Genomic DNA, 23,698 nt, shown 5'->3' with positions numbered 1-23,698 from the left:
CTTGTTTATGAGATAAATCTAAAATTACCAATACGGAATCTTAATTTTTAAAAATATTGATATACCTTATGAGTAAATATTCTATTTTTAGATAATTATAGAAGTGCAATGGCTTTATTTGTCTGATAATGTCTAAAAAATGAATTTATTATAATTATATGTCGTAAAAATATTGATTTGTCATTTAATGTATGATAAATTATTTCTATTACATGGAGGTGGTTCGATAGAATGGAAAATAAAAAAATTAAAAGAGAAAGTTTTTCTGGTACAATTGCTGTTTTCTTCGCTACTCTTGGTTCTGCTGTAGGCTTAGGAAACATATGGAAATTTCCTTATGTAGTAGGTCAAAATGGAGGCGGGGCATTTCTATTAGTTTATCTTATATGTATAATCTTCATTGGTATTCCTGTTATGGTAAGCGAATTTTATATAGGTAGAAAAACTCATAAGAATGTTATGGGCGCTGTGAAGCAATTATCTCCTAATCCATTTTGGAAAAGTATAGGCATTTTTAGTATAATTTCTGCATATTTTATTATGTTCTTTTATTCCTCTGTTGCTGGCTGGGTTTATTCCTATGTATTTAAAGCCTTAAGAGGAGACTTTTCAAATGTAACTTCCGATTCTGTCAGTGCACTTTTCAATAAAACAGTAGTAGGTCCATTACCTCCATTAGTATGGCAGTTTATTGCTATAACGGTGGTTTCATTAATTCTAATTAAAGGTGTAGAAAAAGGTATCGAAAGAGTTACTAAAACTCTTATTCCGTTATTATTTATATTAATAATTGTTTGTGGTGTTAGATCATTGACTCTTCCTGGCGCTTATGAAGGATTAAGCTTCTTATTTAAAGTTGAGTTTTCAAAAATTACTCCTGGAGTAGTATTATCTGCAATGGGGTTAGCCTTCTTTAAGCTTTCTTTAGGCATGGGAGCTATGATTACTTATGGTAGTTATTTTACAAAAGATACCAACTTATTCACCACATCAGCTAAAGTAGCTATTGCTGATACAATAGTATCTCTACTTGCAGGAATAGCTATATTCCCTGCGGTATTCTCTTTTGGTATGAAACCTGAAGCGGGACCAGGATTATTATTCATGACTATACCACTAGTATTTTCAAAACTTCCTTTTGGCAATCTTCTTTTAGTAGCTTTCTTTTTCTTAACTGCAATTGCAGCTACTACAGCCATGATTTCCATAGTGGAAGTAGTAATTGCTTACCTTACTGAAGAAAAAGGCATGAAGAGAAGCAAAGCTGTAATAATTAATGCCATTATAATATTATCAATCGGTTCTCTGGCAACATTATCTGCTGATAAAGCAAGCCTTTTAGGAAATGTACCAGTATTCTTAGGCAGAGGTTTCTTTGATACATTTGACTTTATATCATCCAATATATTATTGCCTGTAGGAGGATTCTTAATCGCTATATTAATAGGTTACTTTGTTAAAAAGCAATACCTGATTAATGAATTAAGTAACAATGAAAATCTTAAAAATATGTTCATAATCAAATTATACCGCTATATATTGATGGGAATAACTCCAGTATTATTAATAATAGTATTTTTAAGTTCATTAAATATTATAAAATTCTAGATCAATTAGCATTTTATATAAAAATAGGTTGAGAGTTCATTAAGAATTTCAACCTATTCTCTTTTAAGCACTACTCCGCATATACCCATCTATCTATAAAGGATTTTTCTACAAATTCTTTCCTACTTAAGTAATCTCTTAAAATATCTCTTATATATTCTGGATTATATCTTTCATTCTTATTATTTGCTAGGCTAGGATAACCTGTACCTCTCTGAAGATAATCAGAAGTTGCTACTTTATACATCTTTTCTTCTTCAAGTTCACCATTTTCAAGCTTCACCCTTAGTATATTCTTACCATCATGTTCAATAGTGGCATTGGACACATGAAGTCTTCCAAGATACCTTCCCCTAAATCCTGCTCCTTTCCCATCCTGTAAACATACTTCAGCCTTAAGAGATAACTCCAATGCCTCTCTTATATATTTCCCTTTAATCTCCATGTATGTAGGGTTCAAAGGAGAAGGCCCTATCTCAAGAAGCTTTTTATTAGAAACGTCACCTTTTCTTATACCACCACTTACTATACCGCTGTTAATTATACTTAGATTGCAAGGTATCACATCCCTTAATGCATCTGCTATAAGATTAGTCATTGGATTTTCTTCAACAACATCATGCCATATATGACGTTCTAATTTATATAGAGGTTGGCTTAAAACTTCAACTGCAATTTCCTTTTGTTTTGAGAGTTCTTTAATAATCTCACTATCTGGAGTTATATCCTCAACCTCTAAATTTTCTTCGCTAAAACTCATAATTTTTCCATCATTAATTTCAATATCGAGAAGTCCTAGATACTCTCCGTAATTTCCTGATTGATGAATTATTGTTCCATTTATTACTTTAGCATTTTCCATAAGAGTATGACTATGACCACCTATTATTATATCAATTCCTTTTACCTTTTTAGCTAATAATAAATCATTTTCCAAACCAGAGTGGCTTAGGAGTATACATATATCATATTTACCCTTATTTTCTTTAAGTTCATTATTAATTTCTTCAGTAGGATCAGAAGCATACATATTAAGTAACGAAAAAAACTCATTATAAGGAGGGGTTATTCCTATAATAAGAAACTTCACTCCCCCTCTTTTTATAATAATGCTTCTTTTTAATCCCTTAATTTTATTCATATTATCTTTATATAAATTACAAGATAGAAAAGGAATTATTTTTGCTGATGTCATGGTTTCAAGAGCTTCTAATCCAGCAAAACCTTCATTATTTCCTACAGCGATAGCATCATATTCTGCAACACTTAATAAACTACATCCTGCTTTACCTCTTGTCCCCTGAAGCTCCATTCTCATAAAATCATTAAAATCCCCTGCGTCCAGAATTAAAGTATTTTCATCCTTTAGCTCTCTGATTTTACTAACTATTTTTGCAAAATTTTCAAATCTACTGTGAATATCATTGGTATGTAGTATTCTTATCTTCATGCTAACCCTCCATATGAACATCTTTATGTTTTGCTACCCTAAAGCAACCCTTATAGCAAAACAAATTGAAATTATTCCCACTGCATAGTCAATTAATTTTAAAACTTTAACATTTATAAATTTTTTAATATACTTACTCAAAAAACTAGTTATACATAAGAATATAATTGTTGCTGACATACATCCAATAGAATATATAACTATATTAAATATCCCTACGAGTTTATTCCCCGCTAAATGCATCTACTAATGCAACTGCACAAGTCTTTATAAAAATTAAATAAAATATTTTATAAGCTCTCCGCTATGTTCTATCACAAAAGCTATTAATATACCAATTAATATTGCCTTTATATGCATTGGTCTACTATAATATAAATCCTTTTTGTGGTAAGGATTAAAAAAAGAAACTGCATCAGTTATTAAGCATAAAACTATAAATATTACATAGGAGCTCTTACTTATCATGCACGCTATAAAAGCAAGCAAAACTATACTAGTAAAATATATTCTTTTGATAAATATCACTCTCCAAATCTTCTAAAATTAATATTGAGTTTCAATATTCTTTCACAATATAATCTTTCCTTCAATTGTTATTACGGCTGCTCCTCCTACTTTAACAATACAATTTTCTTTTGGCCCTTCTATTTTAATAATTATTTTACTTGGTCTGCCCATATAATGTCCTTGTTCTGATACTATAGTTATGTCATTTTCATATTTAAGAATATTATTTTTTACAAGATATGCACCCATTGCACCATTTGATGTTCCAGTAGCTGATTCTTCATCAATTCCAACTAAAGGAGCAAAATTTCTACATGATACTGTTGAGTCTTTCTCTTCCGTTTCAAGTGTAAAAGCATGTACTCCTATTACATCTAAATTTTCACAATGCTCTTTTAGCTTTTGATTATTAGGAGAAATTGATTTTAATGCTTTCAAACTTTTCACTGGTAACATAATATCTTTTAATCCTGTAGAAACTATCTCTGGAACAACATCAAAATTTTCTATACCAATGTCCTTAATGCTCATCCCCATAATTTCAGCCAAAATATCCTTCTCTTTAATCTTTGAAACAAATTCAGGTTTCCTTTGAGTCATTAACACTCTTTCAACTCTATTATTATTAAAAAACAATTCAACAGGTAATATACCTGCCTTTGTTTTTTGTCTAACAACTTTTACATTGTTATTACCTTGTATTAATCCCTTTGTACCTAATAGAAAAAAAGAAGCGATAGTAGCATGTCCACATAAATCTACTTCTCCAGTTGTAGTAAAAAATCTTAATGTATATTCTGTAGTATCATTATCCGAAGGAAAAACAAATGCTGTTTCTGATAAATTCATTTCTTTTGCAATCTTCAACATTTCTTCTTCATTTAATCCTCTGGCATCTAGTACAACAGCTGCAGGATTGCCTCCATACAAAACCTCTGTAAAGGCATCTGCTTGGTATATTATTTTTTCCATCTTCTTCTCTCCTTAAAGCGTTTGGCAAATTTAATTTTATAAATATTTAATTTTTGATATTAATTTATTATATAACTTTATCATATGAGGTTCATTAGAATACGAATTCACTTCCTCTATAGGTATCCATTTAACATCACTATTTTCATCTGCTTTTACAATTAACAATTCACTCTCATCCCCCTCAAGTAAGTAAGCAACGGATAAATGTAAATGTGAAGATACATATTTTCCTCTTTTTATATGCCCTAATACAGGTAGTATGTCCAATGAAAACATATCAGTTTTAACAGGATGAACACAACTCACTCCCGTTTCTTCTTTTACCTCTCTGATTGCAACCTCTAATAAATCTTCTTCACCGTCTGCATGGCCCCCTGTCCATGACCATGAATTATATATATTATGGTGTATCATCAATACCTTATCTTTTGTTTTATTTACTACAAAGGCTGAACTTGTTATATGTGCAATCTCGTTATCCCTAGTTAGAATATTATCTAAAGTATCTATGGAATGCAAAATTATTTCTTTATCCTTTTTCTCTTGTTCATTGTAAGACTTATATTCTTTTATTTGTTCAATCCAATTCATATTTTCTCTCCACTTCTACTTCCTTAACGAATTAAACTCAACCTATTCTGTATTTTCCTTCTTTATTTGAGTCAATCATTAGTGTGTTCATAAATTTCTCGTATCTTTTTCTTACTTAGAGAATTTAATACTAATTCATATGACATATCTATCATTTGTTTTAAAACATCATCAGGTACATCTCCCTCTAAATATACAGAATTCCAATGTTCCTTATTCATATAATATCCGGGAATAATATGTTCATATTTCTCTCTTAAAAGCTGGCCAAACATTGGCTTGCATTTCAATGTAATAATAGCTTTTTTATTTTTATCGCCACCTTGCATAGCGAACATTTTTCCTCGGATAAGATATCTTGTTGCGTCCCATTCTACCTTAAAGTCTTTTTCTGCTCCTTTTTTAGAAAAGCAGTATTCATCAAGCCATCCGTATCTCATGTAACCTTCCATCCCCTCTATATATTTATTATAAATTGAGTATATTAAGGTTCTTATTTTCTTCTTTTACTATAAATTTGTCATCATCATGATAAATCCATAAAGTTCTAATTTTTAATGCCAAGTTGAATTCATTGATTTTATATAATCATTCTATTTTGCTATAACACAAATGCAAATTTCTTTTGTACTTATTTCCATCAAATCATCTTCTGTAAGCTTTGATAATTCAATATCAGAAGCTATAAAATTAAATTTGCTCATAAATTTTTCTCCTGTAATATATTTAATAAATTTTTTCAGCTGATAATAGTTTCTTATTTCTATTATACGTAAGGCTTAAACCACATCCATATAAAGATAATATTAGTAATGGCAAATGAAGTATTCCCATTAGATACAACTCTGGATAGAATACAAACCATATAATACAGTTCAATATACCAAAAATAAGTCCTACAAAGGATGAAATCCTAAATAATTCTATATTTATATTTGGGAAAATAAAATAAGTATTCCTAATATTGTAGGTGTTACAAGGCAATAGGCTGTTGCTGATTCATTCAACATTATATTTTTAATACTAAAATCCTATATTAGTTCACCTGTTTGAGTAAAACTTAGTGGAAACAGTATAGCAAGTACCATCAAAGGAAGAACCCATAATCTTGCTTTGTTTAAATTATTATGTGCAAAATTATTACGAGGTTTAATTAATTCCATACTTTTTTCATTTCCTACCAACTCCTTACATAATATATGATTTTTATATTTATGTTCTATTTTAATCCTATATATCTATAATTTTACATTATAATTTTCAAAAAACATAGCCCTATCCCCTAAAATAAACGGAAGTGCATTGGCTACATTACATTATATAAATGTAATGTAAACATTGCCAATTTATTTTCCTCTAGCTATTATTCCATATTTTTCTGGGTAGTCTAAAATATATAACTAAGATTAAAACTAATTTCAAAAATATTACAAATCACATTCTTATGTGCTTGCACATAACATATTATTGAATATCATTCTATTAATGGAGGAGAAATTTATATGGGATACTATATTAAAGTAGAACCTGATGTAAAAATTTATGTAGAAGATGTTAACCCTAATGGAAGCAAAACAATCTTGTTTATACACGGTTGGCCAGCAAATCATAATTTATTTGAATATCAATTTAATGAGCTTCCTAAAATGGGATATCGATGCATCGGAATGGACATTAGAGGATTCGGTAATTCAGATAAGCCTTGGGGAGGATATGACTACAATAGATTGGCTGACGATGTTCGATGTGTGGTTGAAGCACTAAAATTAAAAGATTTCACACTGGCAGGCCATTCCGTTGGTGGAGCAATTGCAATTCGATATATGGCTCGCCACAATGGATATGGAGTATCCAAACTTGCCCTTTTCGCTGCTGCCGCTCCTAGTTTCACTAGGCGGCCAAATTTTCCATATGGATTACCAAAGGAGGAAGTAACTAAACTTATTCAGGGAACATATAGTGACCGTCCTAAAATGCTGCAGGGATTTGGAGACATATTTTTCTTTCAATATACAACAGGGCCTTTCTCAGACTGGTTCTTCCAATTAGGACTACAGGGAGCAGGTTGGTCAACTGCTGCGCTTGCTACCACACTTAGAGATGAAAGCTTATTTTCTGATCTAGGAAAAATTCACGTTCCCACTTTAATTCTTCATGGTATTCATGATAAAGTTTCCCTATTTCCATTGGCTATTGCACAAAATAAAGGAATTAGAAACTCTAAGCTAGTACCGTTTAAATATAGTGGTCACGGATTGTTCTGGGAAGAGCGTGATAAGTTTAACATGGAATTGATGAACTTTATTGAGGAATAAACTATTTTATAGAAATGCCGTAAAACTCTGAAACAAATTTTACGGTATTTTTATGTGGTTATTATTTCTCTATAGCACATCCTAAAGCTAAGTTAAAAGAATTCTTTAGGATAAACTACAACTCCTGACACATCAGCAAGCCTACCACTTTCAAGTTCTAATGCCATAAAGAATTCCTTTGGTACATCAAAGGGGGCTTTTATATCCCACAAGTCTGCAGGCTTAAATCCAAATCGAGGATAATATTTATCATGCCCTAGAACAATTACTGACTTAAAGCCAAGTTCTTTTGCAATTTTCAGGCTTTCAATGATTAGCATACTACCGATACTCTTATTTTGATGTTGGGGCAGGACTGAAACAGGAGCTAATGCTAATGATTCATATTCCCTTACACCATTTTTAATAATAAGTTTTGTAAGCATAATATGACCTACAATTTCTCCATCAAACTCTGCAACAAGAGAAAGCTCTGGTACGAACACTTCACTTTTTCTCAATCTCTCAACTAAAAACTGTTCCTTATGATCGCTATACTCTGCGTTTTCAAAAGCTTTTTCTATAGTATATTCCGATAATTTATAATCCTTTTCGGTTTCCTGTCTTATGGTTATATTCATGTTAAAATACTCCTCTTTTCATAATGAAAATTCTTCCTTTAGTATAAAATGATATTTACAATTAGTATAGTCTCCATAAATTAATCTATTACGTAATTAGCTACATTATACTTTGGTTAGTTCTTCATTTTTAAGGTTCATTAAAGCTAAGGAAGTTATACTAATACTTATAAGACAGCTGCTTATACAAAATAATGGAGGTAATCAATATGAAAAAACTATTTGCAAACATGCCCCCGGTAAAAAAGAAATTGAGTACCGCTATCTTATGCAGCACACTTATTCTCGCAGTGGGAGCCACTACGGCCTTCGCCGCAAGTGCGAATGCAAATGACAAGAAAGCAGTCGCCAATGAAAAGAATATGGTGAAAATAGAAAATGGTGTTGCACGCTACTCCACTGATGATGGTGTAACATGGAATGAGGGTCTTCCGTCAAACAGCGATACACGCTATTCTCTGGACGAAGGTAAAACATGGAATGAGGGTTTACCATCTGAAGGCAGTGGAGAAAAATCTCTCATCACACACAACACTCCGCCCGCTGAAGGTGAAGGCCAGGGCTTGATGGTAAATAATAAAAACGGCATCATGAGCTATTCCACGGATGGTGGCAAAACCTGGAGTGAAAATGCGCCCGATGGATTCCAAATCTCCGAAGACGGCGGTAAAATGACTATTAAAAACACCAAATAAAACAGAAAGCGGCTATCTTTAAAAATACACAACAAGGTTGGGTTGTAATTATCTCCTTTGTTGTGTATTCTTTTGATGATCAGAATTCTTCCTTTAGTATAGAATAATATTTACAATCAACTAATAATCCTGTATTGGTTTTAGTAATTTTTCTCAAAGTTCCTTCATATTTTAAACCACATTTCTCCATAACTTTCCCTGAGGCTAAATTGTTTATATGATGTCTACCAGTTATACGCTCAAATCCAACTTCTTCAAATGCAAATTTAATTACTCTTGAAAAAGCTTCAGTTGTTATACCTCTATTCCAATAATCTTTACTTACGCAATAGCCAATTTCACAATTTTCTTTATAATCATTAATATTCATAAGGCAAATTAAACCTATTACACTTTCCCTATCTTTTAACTCTATTGCCCAATTATAGTTTTCATAAATATTATATTCACTAACCCATATTTCAAATATTTTTCTTGTTACTTCTGCATTTTCATGAGTTGTCCATGTTAAATATTTAGTGACCTCTGGATCAGATGTCCAATTATCATATGCATCTCTAGCGTCCTCCTTCCTAAATGGTCTTAATATAAGCCTTTCGGTTTCTAAGACCTTTGTGCCTAAATGTCTTAGCATATGTCCTCTCCCCATTTTTTTATACCCAATGAGAATGTCTTTTATCTCTCTTATAGATTTAAACCTTTTATTTCTTTTTCATTAATACTGTCCAAAGAAAACTTTTTCCAAATATATTATCATCAATACTTTCTTTCATTTCTCTAAATTCAACTATTTCAAAATAAGTCTCTAAAATACTTTTTATTTTATATTCAGAAAATCCAATACCTCCATGCATTGAATATTCTCTATAAACATCGTAATCAGAGATGTTTGCTCCACCTTTTAAATTAAAACATGTCATACCAAAATATCCTTCTGGCTTTAAATACTTTAAAATGGTTTTTAGATACAGGTTTCTTCTATGAGGTTTTATATGATGGAGACAACCACTATCATAGATATAATCAAAACTCTCCTTTTCAGCTTCAAAATTAAATATAGATTCACATAATAAATTTACTTTTATAGATTGCTCTTTTGCTATTTGTTTTCCCCATTCTATAGAAGTCATTGAAATATCTATTCCATGAGCTTCAACCCCCTCTTTTGCAAGATAAAAAGAGTTTCTACCATATCCACAACCAATATCAAGTACTTTTCCTTGTTTAAATAGCCCTGTCTCTACATATGAAACAAGATTTTCATCGGGAGCGTTTTTAAAAAATGGAATCGGTTTATCTCTATCAGAATAAAACTTATCCCACCATTCACTTTCTCTTCTGTCCAATAGATTGTCCAGCATAATAAATACATCATTTTCCGTCCTAATGGTTTCTGAATCAATTTTGTTTAACATTATTAATACACCCCATTTTCTACTACTCTTAATATAATCAATCAAAGCGGTATATTTTATTTGTATTACATTTATAAAACCCCATTATATAAAGTAACATTTTCTATAATTATACTTTTACTATAGAAGGTTTCATTATTACATTGAGTGAAAATATCAACATGGTATTTATTATAATTGCAAGACCATATGTATATCATATGGTTCCAATTCATATAAGTCTTTATTTATCTCATTTGTCACTTTTGCACCCATAGCAAAATAAAAATCTACTGTATTTTTAAAAGGTGTAGCGGATATATATAGACTTTTAGCATTTAATTCTTTTGCTTTTTTAGAAAGCAAATTCACTAGATTTTTACCTATACCTTTTTTACGATAACTATTACTTATATATAACATATCAAGTTTAAGTTGGTCATTATTTCTTCCAATAAATTTGCTTTCTAAAGCCCCTAAACCTACAATTGTTTTATTGTCAAAGGCCCCATATATAGTTCCATTTCTATCATATATGTCTTGTAATCTATCAATATATTCATGGAGTTCTTTCAAGATCCAGCCCTCAATATTATAAAATTCATCTACTATTTCAAGCTTATTACTTCTAAAATAATAAACTTCATTTACAATTTCTTTCCTATCAATTTCACCTAGTAGTGTAAGTTCTGATCTTTCAAGTAATCTATATTGCAAAATAATCAACTCTCTTTCAAATAAAGTTAAACCTTGATTTTAATAAACAATATTTAATAATTGTGACGCAATTTTATCTTAAATAATCTATTTCCATAGCATTACAAATGTACCTGCAGTAATGAGTATACCTGCAATTAAAGTTTTTACAGTAAATTGCTCTCCTAAGACGAAGAAAGATAATATTAGTGTAAGAACAATGCTGGATTTATCAATTGGTGCAACCTGTGATACATTACCAAGAGATATCGCTTTATAATAAAATACCCATGATAAACCTGTTGCCAATCCAGATAGAATTAAAAATGTCCAGTTCTGTTTTGTTAGACCTTTAATTCCATGCTGTGCACCGGTTGCAAATACAATACCCCATGATAAAAATATAATAACAATTGTACGAATTGCTGTAGCAAGGTTAGAATCCACACCCTTTATACCAATTTTAGCAAGAATTGATGTCAACGCAGCAAACACTGCTGATAATATTGCAAATAACTTCCACATATTTTTAATGCCTCCATAATATAATTTTAAATATGTAACCTTTGTTTAATAGCATGAGCATATTCTCATACATCTTTTGATTTCATTAACAGGGTTGTGTTAACTTTAACTCCATAAATCTTGCTCCTTTTATCGGATTATATACATAGGGCTCAATATCATAGAATCCAAATGATATATACAAATCCTGCGCTTTTCCCATCATTGGAAGAGTATCAAGCCTAATATAATGATAATTAAACTTTGAGGCTTCTTTAATTATCATATCGATAAGCATTTTACCGATTCCTATTCCTCTATAATTATCACGAACATATAATCTTTTCATTTCACATATTCCTTCAGAGATCTTGCGTAGAGCAATGCACCCAGCTACTTCACCATCAACTAATGCTAATATTAAATCTCCATCAGGTGGTCCATATTTTCCTGGCAGTGTCTCAACCTCTGATTCGAAGTTTTGAAAAGAAAGATCTATTTTTAATGATTGGGTATATTCTAAGAAAAGTTGCCTAACTTGTTTTATCATATCTTGTCTAATTACATGCTTAAATTCAATAGTATACTCTTTGTTATCAATAATAGTCTTCATAGGTTATAAGCCTCCTTGCAATATTTTTATATATACTCATTTTACGTAGTCCTGTTTCTTATCTTTTCGTATGAAAAAATAAAAATTAAGATAATCAATAAAATTGTCCCTCCTGCAATTATAGTAGAGAAATTATCAAAGACAGGAAACTGATCTCTTTTTAATAAATACGTTAAAATTGCATTGGGCAAATTTACAAAATATGAAACAATAACATTGTTATTTGATAGTTTAAAAGCCACTGCGAACCCTATACCAACAGCGAGCAAGAGCAGCAAATCACTTATAGTTCTAAAACCTGGATATCCTAAATGATAGATGGAAAAGAAAAAACCGGATATCAGTATTGCCGGTAACCATCCGTATTGCTTCTCAAGTCTGGTCTGCATAAATCCTCTAAAAAGAAATTCCTCAAAAAATGTAGTCATAATAAGTGGCACTATACAAAGGGAAAGCAGTTCAAATGGAATAGAAATAGAATTTATAATTAAGGGAATACATTGACCACCTATGGAAAAAATCACAAAGGCAACTAAAACAACAATTTGCCTTATGCCAATTTTTCTAACACCAAGATCATAAAATATTTCATACTCATTGCTTTTATATGTAAAATATACAGGTAAAATTGTGCTTAACAATAATCCATAGATCAGATTATAAAATATATAAAATCCTTTTCCTCCAACCATATTTGCTAATGAGATAGAAAGAATAATTGCTCCTATGACAATCATGGACAGAAATAAAAATTTATGCTTTTTCATTTCAATTCCCCAATCTAATATAAATAATTTTCACTTCACATTTTAGCGTATTTTTAATTAGCAGTTATTTCAACTTTCATCCTATCTGGGTCCTCAAAGTATACAGCATAATAATTTGACCCTCCTGCATAGGGGTGCCTATCTTCATACAATATTTTTACGCCTTTTTCTTTTAATTTTTCTGTTATACTATCTACAAACTCACGACTTTCCCCATGGAAAGCAAGATGATTTAATCCTACTCTACATCTATGATAAGGTGTATCTAAAAACCTCTCCTCAGCTTGTACAAATACAATATATGTGTCCTTTAAAATATAGCTTATGCCTTTCTCCCATTTTTGATATTCTCTATATCCTAATTCCTGTAATAGCCATCCCCAAAATTCATTGCTTATATTTAAATCTCTTACATAAATTTCAACATGATGTAATACACCTTTCATAATTTCCACCTCTAAATTACTTTCTTCCCTTCATTAAAAACAATGAATATTTAGCCTTTTCTTCTCCTATAATTTTTTCACCATAAAAAAAGGTATTTGACTCTATATCCTTAAATCCAGAAGCAATTAAAATACTTTTCAAATCCTTTTGATTAAAACCATTATGTCCATCAAAATTCTTATGTTCTTTGTGAAAGCTGCCATCTTCTCCATCTAAATCTACTATACATAATTGGCCATCTTCATTAAGTAATTCATAAAGTTTTTTTATTGTAGATTCAGTGTCATGAATATGGTGGAGCACCATGGAATTATAAATAACATCAAACTTCTTATTTAATGTATTTTCATTAAAGATATCTATATGATAGGGAAACATGTTTTCTACACTGTATTTATTAATTTTAGAGTTTAATATGTCTATCATTCCTTTTGAGGAATCAATGAGAGTAATACTTTTAAATCTATCATAAAGATTAAAGCTTATAAGACCAGTTCCACACCCAAACTCCATAGCAGAATAATTTTCATTGATATCAATGGATTTACTTATTTCATCTGCTATTATTTTTGCTCTATTAATCCTTTCCTCAGTATCCCAACTCTTAGCATCATCATCAAATCTCATTTAAAAGCTCCCTTCCTACTTCATATGTAAGTCTTTTAATTTATTATACTACACTTTCATTTGTATCTATAATTTTACATTATAATTTTATAAAAAATACCTTTAAATACAGTTACACTATATTCAAAGATATTTTCTAAATTCAATATTGTTTTCTGAATTTTTTCAATCTTAATATACTATTGCAATTATAATATATTTAGAGAGATTTTATATATAAGTTTTTAGATAATTCTCGAAGTCTATCCTCATCTAATATATATATTTTTTTATCCTCACATTTTATAATTGATTTTGATTCAAGTTCTTTAAAGGTTCTATTTAAGTGCCTGTAAGTTGTACCTAAGAACTGAGCAATCTCTATGAATGACGAATTCAAAATTACATAGTTTTTATCTGTTATATGCTCAACTAAATAGCTAGATAATCTATTTATAAGGGGATATACAAAGTTGTATGAACTATTATTAATGGTTGCATAAAGTTTTTCGCTTAAAGAGTCTATTAAATGGTGTAAAAACTTTAGGTTATTTAAATACTTTTTTCTAAGTATATCTGAAGGTATTGCTATCAAATAAGTATCTTCTATTGCATCAATGCTACAGAGTATAGGAATGTTTTTTAAAAGTTCTAAATCTCCTATTGTATTAAATTCTTTATAAAACTTTAAAAACATTGATTTACCGTTTTCAAAAGGATAAGAAATTTTAATTTTTCCATCTACAAGTAGATAGTAATATTCAAGATTAGACTCTACTTCTAATATATACTCATCTTTTCCATAAAAATGAAGCTGTGCATGCTTTAGTATATCTTTATCAAATATATTTTCTATATTATGCTTAACAATATAATGCTCTAAAAGTTTATCATCCCAAATTCTTCTCATAAACCCTCCTAAACATGACATATGTCATGTGAAAATTCATATGAATATTGTAATTTATTTATAAAGGATTGTAAAGTGCAGTATGGTATAATTAGAAAAACTAACTATATGGAGGAGAATTATTATGAAGTACGAGATTATAATATTTGATGCAGATGAAACTTTATTTGATTTTAAAAAATCCGAAAGAGATGCTCTTAAAAATACTATGCTTGAATTTAATATAGAATACGATGAAAATCATCATTTAAAAGTATACAAAGAAATAAATACTGCTATATGGAAAGAGCTTGAAGATGGACTCATTACTCAGAAAAAATTAAAAGTTGAAAGATTTAAAAGATTATCAGATAAATTAAATGCTGGATTTGATGAGGTTGAATTTGCAAAATCATATATGAAGCATTTGTCTTTCGCATCCTTTTTATATGATGATAGTATAGATCTTATAGAAAGTCTGCATAAAGATTATAGACTTTCTATAATTACTAATGGACTTAAGGATGTTCAAAATAATAGAATAAGAAAATCTATTATAGCAAAATATTTTGAAGATATAATAATATCCGAGGAGGCTCAGGTATCAAAGCCAGATCCTAAAATATTTGAGCTAGCTTTAGACAATATGCAGTATACTGACAAGAGCAAGGTATTGATGGTAGGAGATAGCCTAACCTCTGATGTACAAGGCGGGATAAATTTCGGTATAGATACCTGCTGGCTTAATTCTAATAAAATTGTAAATAAAACTGGAATAAAACCTACTTATGAAATTTCTAATTTGATGGAGCTTAAATATATACTTGAAAAATAGATATAAATTAATAAAGGGATTATGATAGTCCCTTTATAGTGATATAGTGAATTTAGGCTTTATAATCTTATAAAATTCCACAGAAAATAGTAGCCCCATGTCGCAATTGGATGCTACTATTTCTTATATTATAATTCTATCCAAGAAATAACATAGTTAAATTTAGTATTTATCTTAGGTTCTTCAATTTTAAACTCTCCATTTAGACCTTTTTCTAATGCTGTTAAATGAAAATGACAAAGAGCAATTCCTATATCAATTTTTTTTAACTTTATAGATCCCTCTAGGTAAAAATGAAATGTATTTCCTTGTTTTAATATTCTCCAAGGCTGTTTGTTAATAGCTGACGGTGCTAGCCTTACCATTTCTAAAACTTCTGCATATTCTTTTGCCTCTTCCTTTGTAAGACCACAACTAAACTCCTCATTAAAGAATACTTCTGAGTAATCTTTACGTTTATTTGTGTTTTTATTAAATTGTTTAGCTAAAAATGAAAGTTCTCCACTTTCATATCCTAAAGGAGAAACAATTGGTAGCACCTCATTTTCTTTTAGATTCATAGCTTTTGCAAATGTCCCTTTAGTAAAAGTTCCACCAAGCCATACTGTTCCAAATCCTAAAGATGTGCAGTATAAAACAAGCTTTTCGAAAGTATACCCAAGTGCCTGCAAAGCAAACTCTTCTTTCTCGCAACTAACAGCAAGGAAATACCTAGCCCCTTTTATTACGCCATAAGTTCCAAGCTTTAATTTTCCATTTAAATCTTCATTCTTCATTAACTTAACTCTTATTTTAATATTGAATGGATTATCTAAAGTACTAATATAGCCTTCAATGTCTTTAATAATTTCTTCTGGAATATTTTTATTTTCATAACTTCTTACCGAGTGTCGCATCTTTATAATTTCAGTTATTGGTCTATCAAAAATAGTACTCATATTTTAGTGCACCTCCCTATACCTTTATTTCATTTATTCCCAAATCCAAAGCACCTATAATGCCTTATCTACTAACCTTCTATGCATAGGGCAAATAAGTTCTTAGTGATTTTAATTATATACTTATATATAGTATGGTTGTTTTGTTGAATTTCTGCAAGTAAAATCATTGTGTTAATGGTTATCTATTGATGTATTTTATATAAATAGATATTTCTATTGTTTAAAACTGAAATATGCTAATAGATAAAGAGTTATATACTGTGATATAATAACCTTGGTGATTAAGTATGTGTTATGTATATATACTTCAGTGTTCAGATAATACTTTGTATACTGGATGGACTAATGATTTGAACAAAAGAATAAAAACTCACTCTAGTGGTAAAGGAGCTAAGTATACTCGCTGTCGACTGCCTGTAGAGCTTGTTTATTTTGAGGAATTTGAGGACAAGATATCTGCCCAAAAGAGAGAGTATGAAATTAAGCAATTTAGAAGAAATGAAAAACTTATATTGATTGAAAATTTTCCCATTAAAAAATAACCATCTGAGACTTTACTATTCTCCGATGGCTATTTATTTTACTTAGTTATTTTATCTACCTTACTTTCTTGCTCTTTCTGCTTTTAAAACCTTACCTTTTATGGTTACAGATTTTAATCCTTCTAATACAACTTTTCCTTTTCCTTCTAATATATCTATATAGGAAATATTATCTTGTATATCTATTATTCCAATATTATCAGCGGTGATCCCTGGAATACTTGTAATACCTCCTACAATATCTCCTGGTCTTATCTTTTTCTTTTTACCAGCATTTATGTATATTTTCATGATATCTTTGTTCAATTCTCTACTCTTATCCTTTTTTAATTTTGGTGCAGCCTTTATTTTTTCTAGAAAAGCTTCTCTTGCATTATCAACCTCATACTCCATAGGTTCCTCTCTTTTAGGTATAGAAAATCCTATGTACTCTTCTATATCTTTTAAAAATCTATTTTCATATGGTGTTACAAAGGTTATGGCCTTCCCTTCTTTGCCAGCACGAGCTGTTCTTCCTGTTCTATGGACATAGCTTTCCTTCTCCATAGGTAAATCATAATTAATGATATGGGTTACCTCTTCTACGTCAATGCCTCTAGCCGCTACATCTGTGGCTACTAAATATATAAACTCTCCTCTTTTAAATCTTTTCATGGCTTCTAATCTCTCATCTTGCATCATTCCTCCATGAATTTTACCACAGGGATAGTTTTTATTTTTAAGACCATTGTATACATTGTCGACGTTCTCCTTGGTTCTGCAAAATATAATACAACTGTCTGGATTTTCAGTGATTATTACCTTATTTAAAACTTTAGGTTTATATTTATCCTGAACTTCATAAAGTATATGTTCTATATTTCCTTCTGTGACTTCCTCTGGAGTAACCTCTATTGTAATGGGGTTTTTCATATACTTTTTACATAGTTTTTCTAATTCTTCTGGTATTGTTGCAGAAAATAGCATGGTCACCCGGCTTGAAGGTAGCTTATTAATAATTGATTCTACCTGCTCAATAAATCCCATATTGAGCATTTCATCTCCTTCGTCAATAATCAGATATTTAATCTCATCTAATTGTAAAGTCCCTCTCTCAATATGATCTAAAGTTCTTCCAGGGGTTCCTACTACCACATGAGTTCTTTGTTTTAATTCCCTTGACTGAACGCTAAATGGTTGCTTTCCAAAAACTGCTGTAGCTCTTATTTTTTTAAACCTTCCAATATTAGATATATCTTCTTTTACTTGAATACACAATTCCCTAGTTGGAGTAAGTACCAGTACTTGAGGATTTCCCTTTTCCAACTCTACCTTTTCACATATGGGAATACCAAAGGAGGCAGTTTTACCGCTTCCTGTTTTTGATTTAACTATTATATCTCTTTCCTTCAATGCCTCTGGAATAACTTCCTTTTGCACCTTTGTAGGTTCTTCATAACCTAATTTAGCTAAAGCTTTTGATATTTCTTCGCTTATATGGAAATCTTTAAAATTTAATTCTTTCATTAATTCTACCTCTTATCATTAGTGTTTTTATTAATCTTAGTTATTGTTTATTATTATCATACTCAATGCTACATATTCTAAATATTAGTGGTTAATATTAAACCACCTTTAATAATTCTTCCGTAAGCCACACTACATTTTCTAAATCTAATACCTTATCTTTATATGAGTGTACTAGTGGAATATAATATCCCCCAGGAATTAATGCCTTATTGCAGAATATTATTCCTGATATATTATACCTTCTAAAGTTATATTCATCAGATAGAGGTATTAGTTTATATTTATACTTTATAACTTCTTTTCCTTTGCCAGATTCTATTAAAGCCCTTTCTATACTTCCTGCTAATTCCTCATTCTTTCCATGGGTAATCATAACATTATCTCCTGTTCCTATGCAATCTATATTTATATTTTTTTTATTTTCTAATAAAACTTCGTTACTTGTCCAATATTTTTTCATGTATGCCGACCCTAGCAATCCCCACTCTTCGTTATTAAAAAGCACCAACGCTATTTTATGCTTCTTATGTTTATAATCATCATTATTGCAAATTTCATTAGCTATATTAAGCAAAGTCACTATTCCTGATGAATTATCATTATAGTTATTTCTATTTGGAATTAAAATAGTTATAAACCACAAAAATAATATATTATTTATAAAATTGAGATTAAAATAGTTTAGAATTGAAATTATTACAAAAATCAATATTACCATGCTAATCTGCCTAGTATGGCCTGATAGTTTCATAATATAATTTATCCAATGAGGCATAATTCCCGGAGTATCATAATGTGCTGTAAATATAGTTTCTGCCCCATCCACATTTCCAACTACCAAATTTCCTTTTATTACAGTATATTCAAGTCCTAATTTTTTAAGTTCATCTCCTACATATTTTAAAAATCTTTTCTTTTGCTTAGGAAAAAACCTTATTCCATAGGTTTTAGTAATATTATTTTTCAAGTCCTCTAAAAATTGTCCCATAATTCACCTCACACTTTTTATATTAATTTATTAGTATAAAATAATTATAACCTTCCCCTTTGTTAAATATTAGTGAATAAAGCAACTATATTTTTGGCCTTTTGTATTAACCAGACAAGAGGATTCATAATATGCATTTGATATTATTCTCAAAACATAAAAAATAGCCTTTAGGCTACTTTTTAGTCTTTCCTTCTATAAGTCCATTATATTTGTTTAATGCAGCATTTAATACTTTGCTAGCTGCTACCACCTCTGGATCAATAAGATTACCATTTTTTTTATCTATTAAATATTCTAATTTATCCCTTAGAATATTAACATCCTTCAATAAATTTTCTATTTCTGACAATTGAGTCACCTCCTAATGCTAGTTTTCCAAATAAATACCTTTTATATACTAAATGTAGTTACTAATTAATTAAAATATAATTTAGAGGAGGAGAGGTATTCAGTAACCTCTCCCCTTTTTTTTCTAGTTGCTAGTTACTACGTATTCCTTTTCTTTTCAAGAATTTTGTAGTACTCATAAAGAGCCGAGTCTAACATTTGACTTGCTTCAACTACTTCCGGGTCTACTAGGTCTGATTTTTCTTCGATTAATTCGTACATATACTTCCTAAGTGCATCAATTTTTTTCATAAGTTTTTTAACTTCCATAATATCCCTCCTTTCTTATTTGATACTATCAAAATCAGGATATTATGGTTGTTCAATGTATGTATGAATATAAAAATTTTAGCACCTAGATTTATTGAACACTGAATCAAAAATTATTTTAACTTTTATCTAATAAAAAATCATTAATATTTTTTGCTATTTGCACAAAATCAAAACCCTGTAATCTTTTCTTACAGGGTTTTCACCTTCTAATTAATTATTCAAATAATATTCTACACTTTATATATTTCTATATAAGAAGTTATTTTCCTTTTTATTCATATGCATGAATTTTACTACAATTAACTCAACTATTGTATACATCTATTTTAAAGCGAAAAAGAGGCATTTACTGCCTCTTTTATCTATTTATATATTATTCTTTAAAAGTATCTTTTTCTGGATTAATTTCTTCACTATCTCTACTATTATTTTCATTTGGCCTAAAATACGGTGGTGGTGGAGTTAATACTGTAATTGGTGATATTCCTGATATCGCTTGATTAAATACTCCCATATTAGCTAAGGAAGCAATGGTGTTTTCCGCAACATTTTCAAGATTATCTAAATCTCCTACCTTTTTATCTGCCATAGCCTTCACCTCTTTTAGTATTAGGCTATCCATAATAAATGTTTATTATTCTTTCTATTTTATATAAAAAGAACCTTTACTTATGGAGTCAATTCTGGATATTTAATCACAGTAACTGCTTTAAGCTTAGGTTCTTTCTTATTAACTAATATATTATTAACATCAACATAATGTTCCTATCATTTAAAAATCATATATCAAATAATATATTTCTTAACCATATTCCCTTTTTCTCTAAAATAAAAAAGAAGGTTATTACTCTTCTTTTTCACTTTTTATTTCTTTAGTATTTTCTTTTTCCTCGACTTTGTCAATTAAATGGCTAAAGTCAGTGGGTGTTTTACCTTTTCCTCTGTTATTTTTACGTCCCAAGTTAATCACCTCTTTGTTATATTATACCACTATATCATTTCTATATGTATTTGTTTATTCATATAATGAAGGGACATACTATACTTTCCAATTAAAAAGAGTATTATTTAGACTCTTTTCTTATAGGCTTATATTTTGATCTTTCCTTTTCTCCTGAATCAATATAATCATAATCACCGTTTTCAGTTTTTCTTAACCCCAGCGAAAGCATTTGCTTCTTGGTAACTTTACGTTTATTAACCATATACATTCCTCCTCTTTTAATTTTAGAGTGTTCTTTTATAATTTTTTTATTCTACCACTTTAAAAATTTAAAAAATCGCATAAGCGATTCTTGTTTAACTCTTTCCAAATTTGTCTTTGCTTATAAAATAAAAAGGCCATCGACTAGGTATTAACCCCATCCATGACGCCAATTTTAATTTGATATCTTAAGTGCTATTTTTGTTCTTAGTCATTTAATAATATTTTTAATCTTTTTTTTATTACCTTAAATAAATCCTCACACTCTTCATTAATATCATATATCAAACCAATTGTATCTTTAATGTCCGATTTCTTAGGATGAACTATAGAGGATGTAGTTAAAACATTAACTGAAGTTGATAAATTTAAAGATGCTGTTGAAACCAAATATAGTATATTTGCTAATGGAAAAACACTATTAGCAATATATTCACTTTCACATGGATCCAAAGGCAATTTGCATAATTCATCCTTGATAGAATTTATATTTTTTAATGTATCTGCTGTTTGACTAATAGTAGTATTTATCGACAAATCAGCACATGGATTTTCAGCTACATTACTTTTAGTTAATATATTGTTTAAATTCTTTGAATTTTCAATATCTGAAAGCAAACTAGAAAGATTTTGATTTATTGGCTTCTTACTTTCATTTTTCGCCTTATCATCAGAAGGTTTAACTGATGGATTAATATCATGGGATTCATCGATAGATTTGTTATCAGAAGATTCTTCTGGTAAATTATTTATTGAAATATTATCGCTACTCATTACTCTCTCCTCAGGAATGTAATATATAATATAAATCAATATTTGCATACATAATTATAACATATAATTAGAAAAATTTGAAATTATCCAATTCTTGTATAAACTCAAATATATTACAAAATATATGACACCTTTTTATTTCCATAATCATACAGTAATGTATAAAGATTATTAAAGTGGTGATTAATTATGTTTCAATGTCCTACAAGAATATTCCCTTATACTATTAAACCAAATGATACATTATGGTTATTAGCTCAAAGATATTATACTACCGTTTATGCAATTGCTTCCCTTAATCCAGGGATAGATTTAAACAATCTTTATATTGGCCAAGTTATTTATATATGCCCTGGATATAGATATTACTGTCAAAATTTTAATCCTGTTCCTAAAGGAATCAGCAAAGCAGAAGCAACTTTAAGCAATCATCTACGTATGCTTTGGGAGCAACACGTTGTCTGGACCAGGTTAACTATACTCAGCATGGTTTTTAATTTGCCAGATGTAGAGCTTGTTACCAATCGTCTCCTCAGAAATCCTAAAGATTTCGAGGCAGCCTTGAGACCTTTTTATGGAGATAAAAATGCCTCCAAATTTGCTGATTTATTTACTCAGCATCTTGTCATTGCTGCAGAACTTGTCAAGGCAGCTAATGCAGGTGATAACAAGACAGCAGCGGATGCTGAAAAAAGATGGTATGCTAACGCAGATGAAATCGCAGCTTTCCTTGCTAGTATCAACCCATATTGGTCAGAGGAAGATTGGAAAAAGATGTTACATGAGCACTTAGCACTGACCAAATCTGAAGCTGTTGCCATGATTACAAAGAACTATGCGGAGGGTATCAAGCTATTTGATAAAATTGAGAAGCAAGCTTTGGAAATGGCTGATATGATGACGCAAGGAATTGTTAAGCAATTCCCAAATAGTTTTACACAGTAGTTTTAAGATTTCTTTTAATAGAAAAACTATATAATATTCTTGTAATGAATTCTTTCTCATATATGAAACCTAAACTTGTAGCACTTGGAAATAATCCAAGTGCTACGTATATTTTAAATAGGTAATAACCTAATATATTATTAAGTTAATGGACTTTGGATAAGGGTTGCGAAAATAAAAGAATGACTATGACCGTCATCTATTGTAGTAACACCTGTTGCCAAGTGAACATGCTTTCCATTGCCAACATCAATAGCTAGTCCTGTAGTTACACCTACTTCGTGATGATGATCAAAAAAGTCAGTATTAGTAAGAATAGCGTGAACGTGAGAGTTCCCCCTAGGAATAACTTCACTTGTAACACCAGCAAAACGATGGTTGTGTCTTTCATCACCTTGTTCAGCTAACCTTGTACTTCCTTCAAATTCATGAACGTGAGTTTGAGTATCACTACTAGGATCATTACAATTACAATTTTGAGATTTTAAGTTCTCATTAGACATGACAACACCTCCTTATATATTATTAATATTCAATAAATAAGGTTTTGACACTCTATAAATAGCTAAAAGAAATACAAGAGGTGTGAGGATATGAAGATTGAAATATATGAATTT

29 protein-coding genes are annotated in these 23,698 nt (G+C 29.9%); 6 read left to right on the top strand and 23 right to left on the bottom strand.

The genetic code is table 11. The annotated features are described in order from the left end of the window. Positions 1 to 231: 231 nt before the first annotated feature. A complete protein-coding gene (locus RYO54_RS09840; RefSeq protein ID WP_315118147.1) occupies positions 232 to 1,608 on the top strand; it encodes a sodium-dependent transporter in 1,377 nt (458 codons plus the stop codon). A gap of 70 nt (positions 1,609 to 1,678) precedes the next feature. On the opposite strand, the gene RYO54_RS09835 is transcribed toward RYO54_RS09840, so the two are convergent. The 4 genes from RYO54_RS09835 to RYO54_RS09820 form a co-directional block, all read right to left on the bottom strand. Continuing rightward, entirely contained in the window at positions 1,679 to 3,058 is a 1,380-nt protein-coding gene (locus tag RYO54_RS09835; protein WP_315118146.1) for a bifunctional UDP-sugar hydrolase/5'-nucleotidase, read from the bottom strand. Positions 3,059 to 3,628: 570 nt separating this feature from the next. Next, complete coding sequence (locus RYO54_RS09830) at positions 3,629 to 4,540, bottom strand: PhzF family phenazine biosynthesis protein (protein ID WP_315118144.1); 912 nt, start codon at positions 4,538 to 4,540, stop codon at positions 3,629 to 3,631. A gap of 36 nt (positions 4,541 to 4,576) precedes the next feature. Continuing rightward, positions 4,577 to 5,134, bottom strand: coding sequence for an NUDIX hydrolase (locus RYO54_RS09825; RefSeq protein WP_315118143.1), 558 nt, complete (start codon positions 5,132 to 5,134; stop codon positions 4,577 to 4,579). A gap of 71 nt (positions 5,135 to 5,205) precedes the next feature. Further along, complete coding sequence (locus RYO54_RS09820; protein WP_315118184.1) at positions 5,206 to 5,574, bottom strand: MmcQ/YjbR family DNA-binding protein; 369 nt, start codon at positions 5,572 to 5,574, stop codon at positions 5,206 to 5,208. Positions 5,575 to 6,636: 1,062 nt separating this feature from the next. On the opposite strand from RYO54_RS09820, the gene RYO54_RS09815 reads away from it, so the two are divergent. Then, the gene (locus RYO54_RS09815) at positions 6,637 to 7,449 is read left to right on the top strand and encodes an alpha/beta hydrolase (protein WP_315118141.1); all 813 of its coding nucleotides are present in this window, start codon (positions 6,637 to 6,639) and stop codon (positions 7,447 to 7,449) included. A gap of 92 nt (positions 7,450 to 7,541) precedes the next feature. Here the strand turns inward: RYO54_RS09815 and RYO54_RS09810 are convergent, their stop codons facing one another. Further along, positions 7,542 to 8,069, bottom strand: coding sequence for an N-acetyltransferase (locus tag RYO54_RS09810; protein WP_315118139.1), 528 nt, complete (start codon positions 8,067 to 8,069; stop codon positions 7,542 to 7,544). Between the two features lie 209 nt (positions 8,070 to 8,278). On the opposite strand from RYO54_RS09810, the gene RYO54_RS09805 reads away from it, so the two are divergent. Beyond that, positions 8,279 to 8,764, top strand: a complete 486-nt coding sequence (locus tag RYO54_RS09805; RefSeq protein ID WP_315118137.1) for a sialidase family protein — start codon at positions 8,279 to 8,281, stop codon at positions 8,762 to 8,764. Positions 8,765 to 8,843: 79 nt separating this feature from the next. On the opposite strand, the gene RYO54_RS09800 is transcribed toward RYO54_RS09805, so the two are convergent. The 9 genes from RYO54_RS09800 to RYO54_RS09760 all read right to left on the bottom strand — a co-directional run bounded on the left by RYO54_RS09800 (position 8,844) and on the right by RYO54_RS09760 (position 14,701). Continuing rightward, positions 8,844 to 9,398 carry a GNAT family N-acetyltransferase gene (locus RYO54_RS09800; protein ID WP_315118135.1) on the bottom strand — a complete coding sequence of 185 codons (555 nt, stop codon included), beginning with the start codon at positions 9,396 to 9,398 and terminating at the stop codon, positions 8,844 to 8,846. A gap of 67 nt (positions 9,399 to 9,465) precedes the next feature. Further along, the gene (locus RYO54_RS09795) at positions 9,466 to 10,179 is read right to left on the bottom strand and encodes a class I SAM-dependent methyltransferase (protein WP_315118133.1); all 714 of its coding nucleotides are present in this window, start codon (positions 10,177 to 10,179) and stop codon (positions 9,466 to 9,468) included. 171 nt (positions 10,180 to 10,350) lie between these two features. Continuing rightward, on the bottom strand, positions 10,351 to 10,875 hold the full coding sequence (locus RYO54_RS09790) for a GNAT family N-acetyltransferase (RefSeq protein WP_315118132.1): 525 nt from the start codon (positions 10,873 to 10,875) through the stop codon (positions 10,351 to 10,353). Between the two features lie 87 nt (positions 10,876 to 10,962). Next, positions 10,963 to 11,379, bottom strand: a complete 417-nt coding sequence (locus RYO54_RS09785) for an EamA family transporter (protein ID WP_315118130.1) — start codon at positions 11,377 to 11,379, stop codon at positions 10,963 to 10,965. An 85-nt stretch (positions 11,380 to 11,464) separates the two neighbouring features. Then, positions 11,465 to 11,971 carry a GNAT family N-acetyltransferase gene (locus tag RYO54_RS09780; protein ID WP_315118128.1) on the bottom strand — a complete coding sequence of 169 codons (507 nt, stop codon included), beginning with the start codon at positions 11,969 to 11,971 and terminating at the stop codon, positions 11,465 to 11,467. Positions 11,972 to 12,012: 41 nt separating this feature from the next. After that, positions 12,013 to 12,738 (bottom strand): type II CAAX endopeptidase family protein, encoded by a 726-nt coding sequence (locus RYO54_RS09775; RefSeq protein ID WP_315118126.1) that lies wholly within the window; start codon positions 12,736 to 12,738, stop codon positions 12,013 to 12,015. A gap of 53 nt (positions 12,739 to 12,791) precedes the next feature. Continuing rightward, positions 12,792 to 13,184, bottom strand: a complete 393-nt coding sequence (locus RYO54_RS09770; RefSeq protein ID WP_315118125.1) for a VOC family protein — start codon at positions 13,182 to 13,184, stop codon at positions 12,792 to 12,794. Positions 13,185 to 13,200: 16 nt separating this feature from the next. Continuing rightward, positions 13,201 to 13,812 carry a class I SAM-dependent methyltransferase gene (locus RYO54_RS09765; protein WP_315118123.1) on the bottom strand — a complete coding sequence of 204 codons (612 nt, stop codon included), beginning with the start codon at positions 13,810 to 13,812 and terminating at the stop codon, positions 13,201 to 13,203. A 199-nt stretch (positions 13,813 to 14,011) separates the two neighbouring features. Continuing rightward, positions 14,012 to 14,701: a helix-turn-helix domain-containing protein gene (locus RYO54_RS09760; RefSeq protein WP_315118121.1), complete on the bottom strand. Its 690-nt coding sequence runs from the start codon at positions 14,699 to 14,701 to the stop codon at positions 14,012 to 14,014. Between the two features lie 124 nt (positions 14,702 to 14,825). Here RYO54_RS09760 and RYO54_RS09755 point away from each other — a divergent pair, with 124 nt between their 5' ends. Then, positions 14,826 to 15,515: a YjjG family noncanonical pyrimidine nucleotidase gene (locus RYO54_RS09755; protein ID WP_315118119.1), complete on the top strand. Its 690-nt coding sequence runs from the start codon at positions 14,826 to 14,828 to the stop codon at positions 15,513 to 15,515. A gap of 128 nt (positions 15,516 to 15,643) precedes the next feature. Here RYO54_RS09755 and RYO54_RS09750 read toward each other — a convergent pair whose 3' ends face one another. Continuing rightward, positions 15,644 to 16,453 (bottom strand): nitroreductase family protein, encoded by an 810-nt coding sequence (locus tag RYO54_RS09750; RefSeq protein WP_315118117.1) that lies wholly within the window; start codon positions 16,451 to 16,453, stop codon positions 15,644 to 15,646. Between the two features lie 290 nt (positions 16,454 to 16,743). Between RYO54_RS09750 and RYO54_RS09745 the strand changes: the two genes are divergently transcribed. Next, on the top strand, positions 16,744 to 16,998 hold the full coding sequence (locus tag RYO54_RS09745) for a GIY-YIG nuclease family protein (protein WP_315118115.1): 255 nt from the start codon (positions 16,744 to 16,746) through the stop codon (positions 16,996 to 16,998). 60 nt (positions 16,999 to 17,058) lie between these two features. Here RYO54_RS09745 and RYO54_RS09740 read toward each other — a convergent pair whose 3' ends face one another. From RYO54_RS09740 to RYO54_RS09710, 7 genes are all read right to left on the bottom strand, one after another. After that, positions 17,059 to 18,504: a DEAD/DEAH box helicase gene (locus RYO54_RS09740; protein ID WP_315118114.1), complete on the bottom strand. Its 1,446-nt coding sequence runs from the start codon at positions 18,502 to 18,504 to the stop codon at positions 17,059 to 17,061. A 97-nt stretch (positions 18,505 to 18,601) separates the two neighbouring features. Beyond that, positions 18,602 to 19,495, bottom strand: coding sequence for a M28 family peptidase (locus RYO54_RS09735; protein ID WP_315118112.1), 894 nt, complete (start codon positions 19,493 to 19,495; stop codon positions 18,602 to 18,604). 175 nt (positions 19,496 to 19,670) lie between these two features. Beyond that, the gene (locus RYO54_RS09730) at positions 19,671 to 19,847 is read right to left on the bottom strand and encodes an aspartyl-phosphate phosphatase Spo0E family protein (protein ID WP_315118110.1); all 177 of its coding nucleotides are present in this window, start codon (positions 19,845 to 19,847) and stop codon (positions 19,671 to 19,673) included. 137 nt (positions 19,848 to 19,984) lie between these two features. After that, on the bottom strand, positions 19,985 to 20,155 hold the full coding sequence (locus tag RYO54_RS09725) for an aspartyl-phosphate phosphatase Spo0E family protein (protein WP_315118108.1): 171 nt from the start codon (positions 20,153 to 20,155) through the stop codon (positions 19,985 to 19,987). 376 nt (positions 20,156 to 20,531) lie between these two features. Beyond that, positions 20,532 to 20,747, bottom strand: coding sequence for a hypothetical protein (locus RYO54_RS09720; protein WP_315118107.1), 216 nt, complete (start codon positions 20,745 to 20,747; stop codon positions 20,532 to 20,534). 475 nt (positions 20,748 to 21,222) lie between these two features. Next, a complete protein-coding gene (locus RYO54_RS09715; RefSeq protein ID WP_315118105.1) occupies positions 21,223 to 21,363 on the bottom strand; it encodes a hypothetical protein in 141 nt (46 codons plus the stop codon). Positions 21,364 to 21,569: 206 nt separating this feature from the next. Then, positions 21,570 to 22,136: a hypothetical protein gene (locus RYO54_RS09710; protein WP_315118103.1), complete on the bottom strand. Its 567-nt coding sequence runs from the start codon at positions 22,134 to 22,136 to the stop codon at positions 21,570 to 21,572. A 189-nt stretch (positions 22,137 to 22,325) separates the two neighbouring features. On the opposite strand from RYO54_RS09710, the gene RYO54_RS09705 reads away from it, so the two are divergent. Further along, positions 22,326 to 23,081 carry a LysM domain-containing protein gene (locus RYO54_RS09705; RefSeq protein ID WP_315118101.1) on the top strand — a complete coding sequence of 252 codons (756 nt, stop codon included), beginning with the start codon at positions 22,326 to 22,328 and terminating at the stop codon, positions 23,079 to 23,081. Positions 23,082 to 23,221: 140 nt separating this feature from the next. Here the strand turns inward: RYO54_RS09705 and RYO54_RS09700 are convergent, their stop codons facing one another. After that, on the bottom strand, positions 23,222 to 23,584 hold the full coding sequence (locus tag RYO54_RS09700; protein ID WP_315118099.1) for a YmaF family protein: 363 nt from the start codon (positions 23,582 to 23,584) through the stop codon (positions 23,222 to 23,224). Positions 23,585 to 23,698: the final 114 nt, after the last annotated feature.

The sequence above is a fragment of the uncultured Clostridium sp. genome (genome assembly GCF_963515715.1).
Taxonomy (GTDB): Bacteria; Bacillota; Clostridia; order Clostridiales; family Clostridiaceae; genus Clostridium_AW.
This window is presented reverse-complemented; position numbering and strand designations above follow the sequence as displayed.

Coding starts and splice junctions, on each gene's coding strand:
- RYO54_RS09840 (WP_315118147.1), top strand. CDS start 232: ATGGAAAATAAAAAAATTAAAAGAGAAAGTTTTTCTGGTACAATTGCT.
- RYO54_RS09835 (WP_315118146.1), bottom strand. CDS start 3,058: ATGAAGATAAGAATACTACATACCAATGATATTCACAGTAGATTTGAA.
- RYO54_RS09830 (WP_315118144.1), bottom strand. CDS start 4,540: ATGGAAAAAATAATATACCAAGCAGATGCCTTTACAGAGGTTTTGTAT.
- RYO54_RS09825 (WP_315118143.1), bottom strand. CDS start 5,134: ATGAATTGGATTGAACAAATAAAAGAATATAAGTCTTACAATGAACAA.
- RYO54_RS09820 (WP_315118184.1), bottom strand. CDS start 5,574: ATGAGATACGGATGGCTTGATGAATACTGCTTTTCTAAAAAAGGAGCA.
- RYO54_RS09815 (WP_315118141.1), top strand. CDS start 6,637: ATGGGATACTATATTAAAGTAGAACCTGATGTAAAAATTTATGTAGAA.
- RYO54_RS09810 (WP_315118139.1), bottom strand. CDS start 8,069: ATGAATATAACCATAAGACAGGAAACCGAAAAGGATTATAAATTATCG.
- RYO54_RS09805 (WP_315118137.1), top strand. CDS start 8,279: ATGAAAAAACTATTTGCAAACATGCCCCCGGTAAAAAAGAAATTGAGT.
- RYO54_RS09800 (WP_315118135.1), bottom strand. CDS start 9,398: ATGCTAAGACATTTAGGCACAAAGGTCTTAGAAACCGAAAGGCTTATA.
- RYO54_RS09795 (WP_315118133.1), bottom strand. CDS start 10,179: ATGTTAAACAAAATTGATTCAGAAACCATTAGGACGGAAAATGATGTA.
- RYO54_RS09785 (WP_315118130.1), bottom strand. CDS start 11,379: ATGTGGAAGTTATTTGCAATATTATCAGCAGTGTTTGCTGCGTTGACA.
- RYO54_RS09780 (WP_315118128.1), bottom strand. CDS start 11,971: ATGAAGACTATTATTGATAACAAAGAGTATACTATTGAATTTAAGCAT.
- RYO54_RS09775 (WP_315118126.1), bottom strand. CDS start 12,738: ATGAAAAAGCATAAATTTTTATTTCTGTCCATGATTGTCATAGGAGCA.
- RYO54_RS09770 (WP_315118125.1), bottom strand. CDS start 13,184: ATGAAAGGTGTATTACATCATGTTGAAATTTATGTAAGAGATTTAAAT.
- RYO54_RS09765 (WP_315118123.1), bottom strand. CDS start 13,812: ATGAGATTTGATGATGATGCTAAGAGTTGGGATACTGAGGAAAGGATT.
- RYO54_RS09760 (WP_315118121.1), bottom strand. CDS start 14,701: ATGAGAAGAATTTGGGATGATAAACTTTTAGAGCATTATATTGTTAAG.
- RYO54_RS09755 (WP_315118119.1), top strand. CDS start 14,826: ATGAAGTACGAGATTATAATATTTGATGCAGATGAAACTTTATTTGAT.
- RYO54_RS09750 (WP_315118117.1), bottom strand. CDS start 16,453: ATGAGTACTATTTTTGATAGACCAATAACTGAAATTATAAAGATGCGA.
- RYO54_RS09745 (WP_315118115.1), top strand. CDS start 16,744: ATGTGTTATGTATATATACTTCAGTGTTCAGATAATACTTTGTATACT.
- RYO54_RS09740 (WP_315118114.1), bottom strand. CDS start 18,504: ATGAAAGAATTAAATTTTAAAGATTTCCATATAAGCGAAGAAATATCA.
- RYO54_RS09735 (WP_315118112.1), bottom strand. CDS start 19,495: ATGGGACAATTTTTAGAGGACTTGAAAAATAATATTACTAAAACCTAT.
- RYO54_RS09725 (WP_315118108.1), bottom strand. CDS start 20,155: ATGGAAGTTAAAAAACTTATGAAAAAAATTGATGCACTTAGGAAGTAT.
- RYO54_RS09720 (WP_315118107.1), bottom strand. CDS start 20,747: ATGGCAGATAAAAAGGTAGGAGATTTAGATAATCTTGAAAATGTTGCG.
- RYO54_RS09715 (WP_315118105.1), bottom strand. CDS start 21,363: ATGGTTAATAAACGTAAAGTTACCAAGAAGCAAATGCTTTCGCTGGGG.
- RYO54_RS09710 (WP_315118103.1), bottom strand. CDS start 22,136: ATGAGTAGCGATAATATTTCAATAAATAATTTACCAGAAGAATCTTCT.
- RYO54_RS09705 (WP_315118101.1), top strand. CDS start 22,326: ATGTTTCAATGTCCTACAAGAATATTCCCTTATACTATTAAACCAAAT.
- RYO54_RS09700 (WP_315118099.1), bottom strand. CDS start 23,584: ATGTCTAATGAGAACTTAAAATCTCAAAATTGTAATTGTAATGATCCT.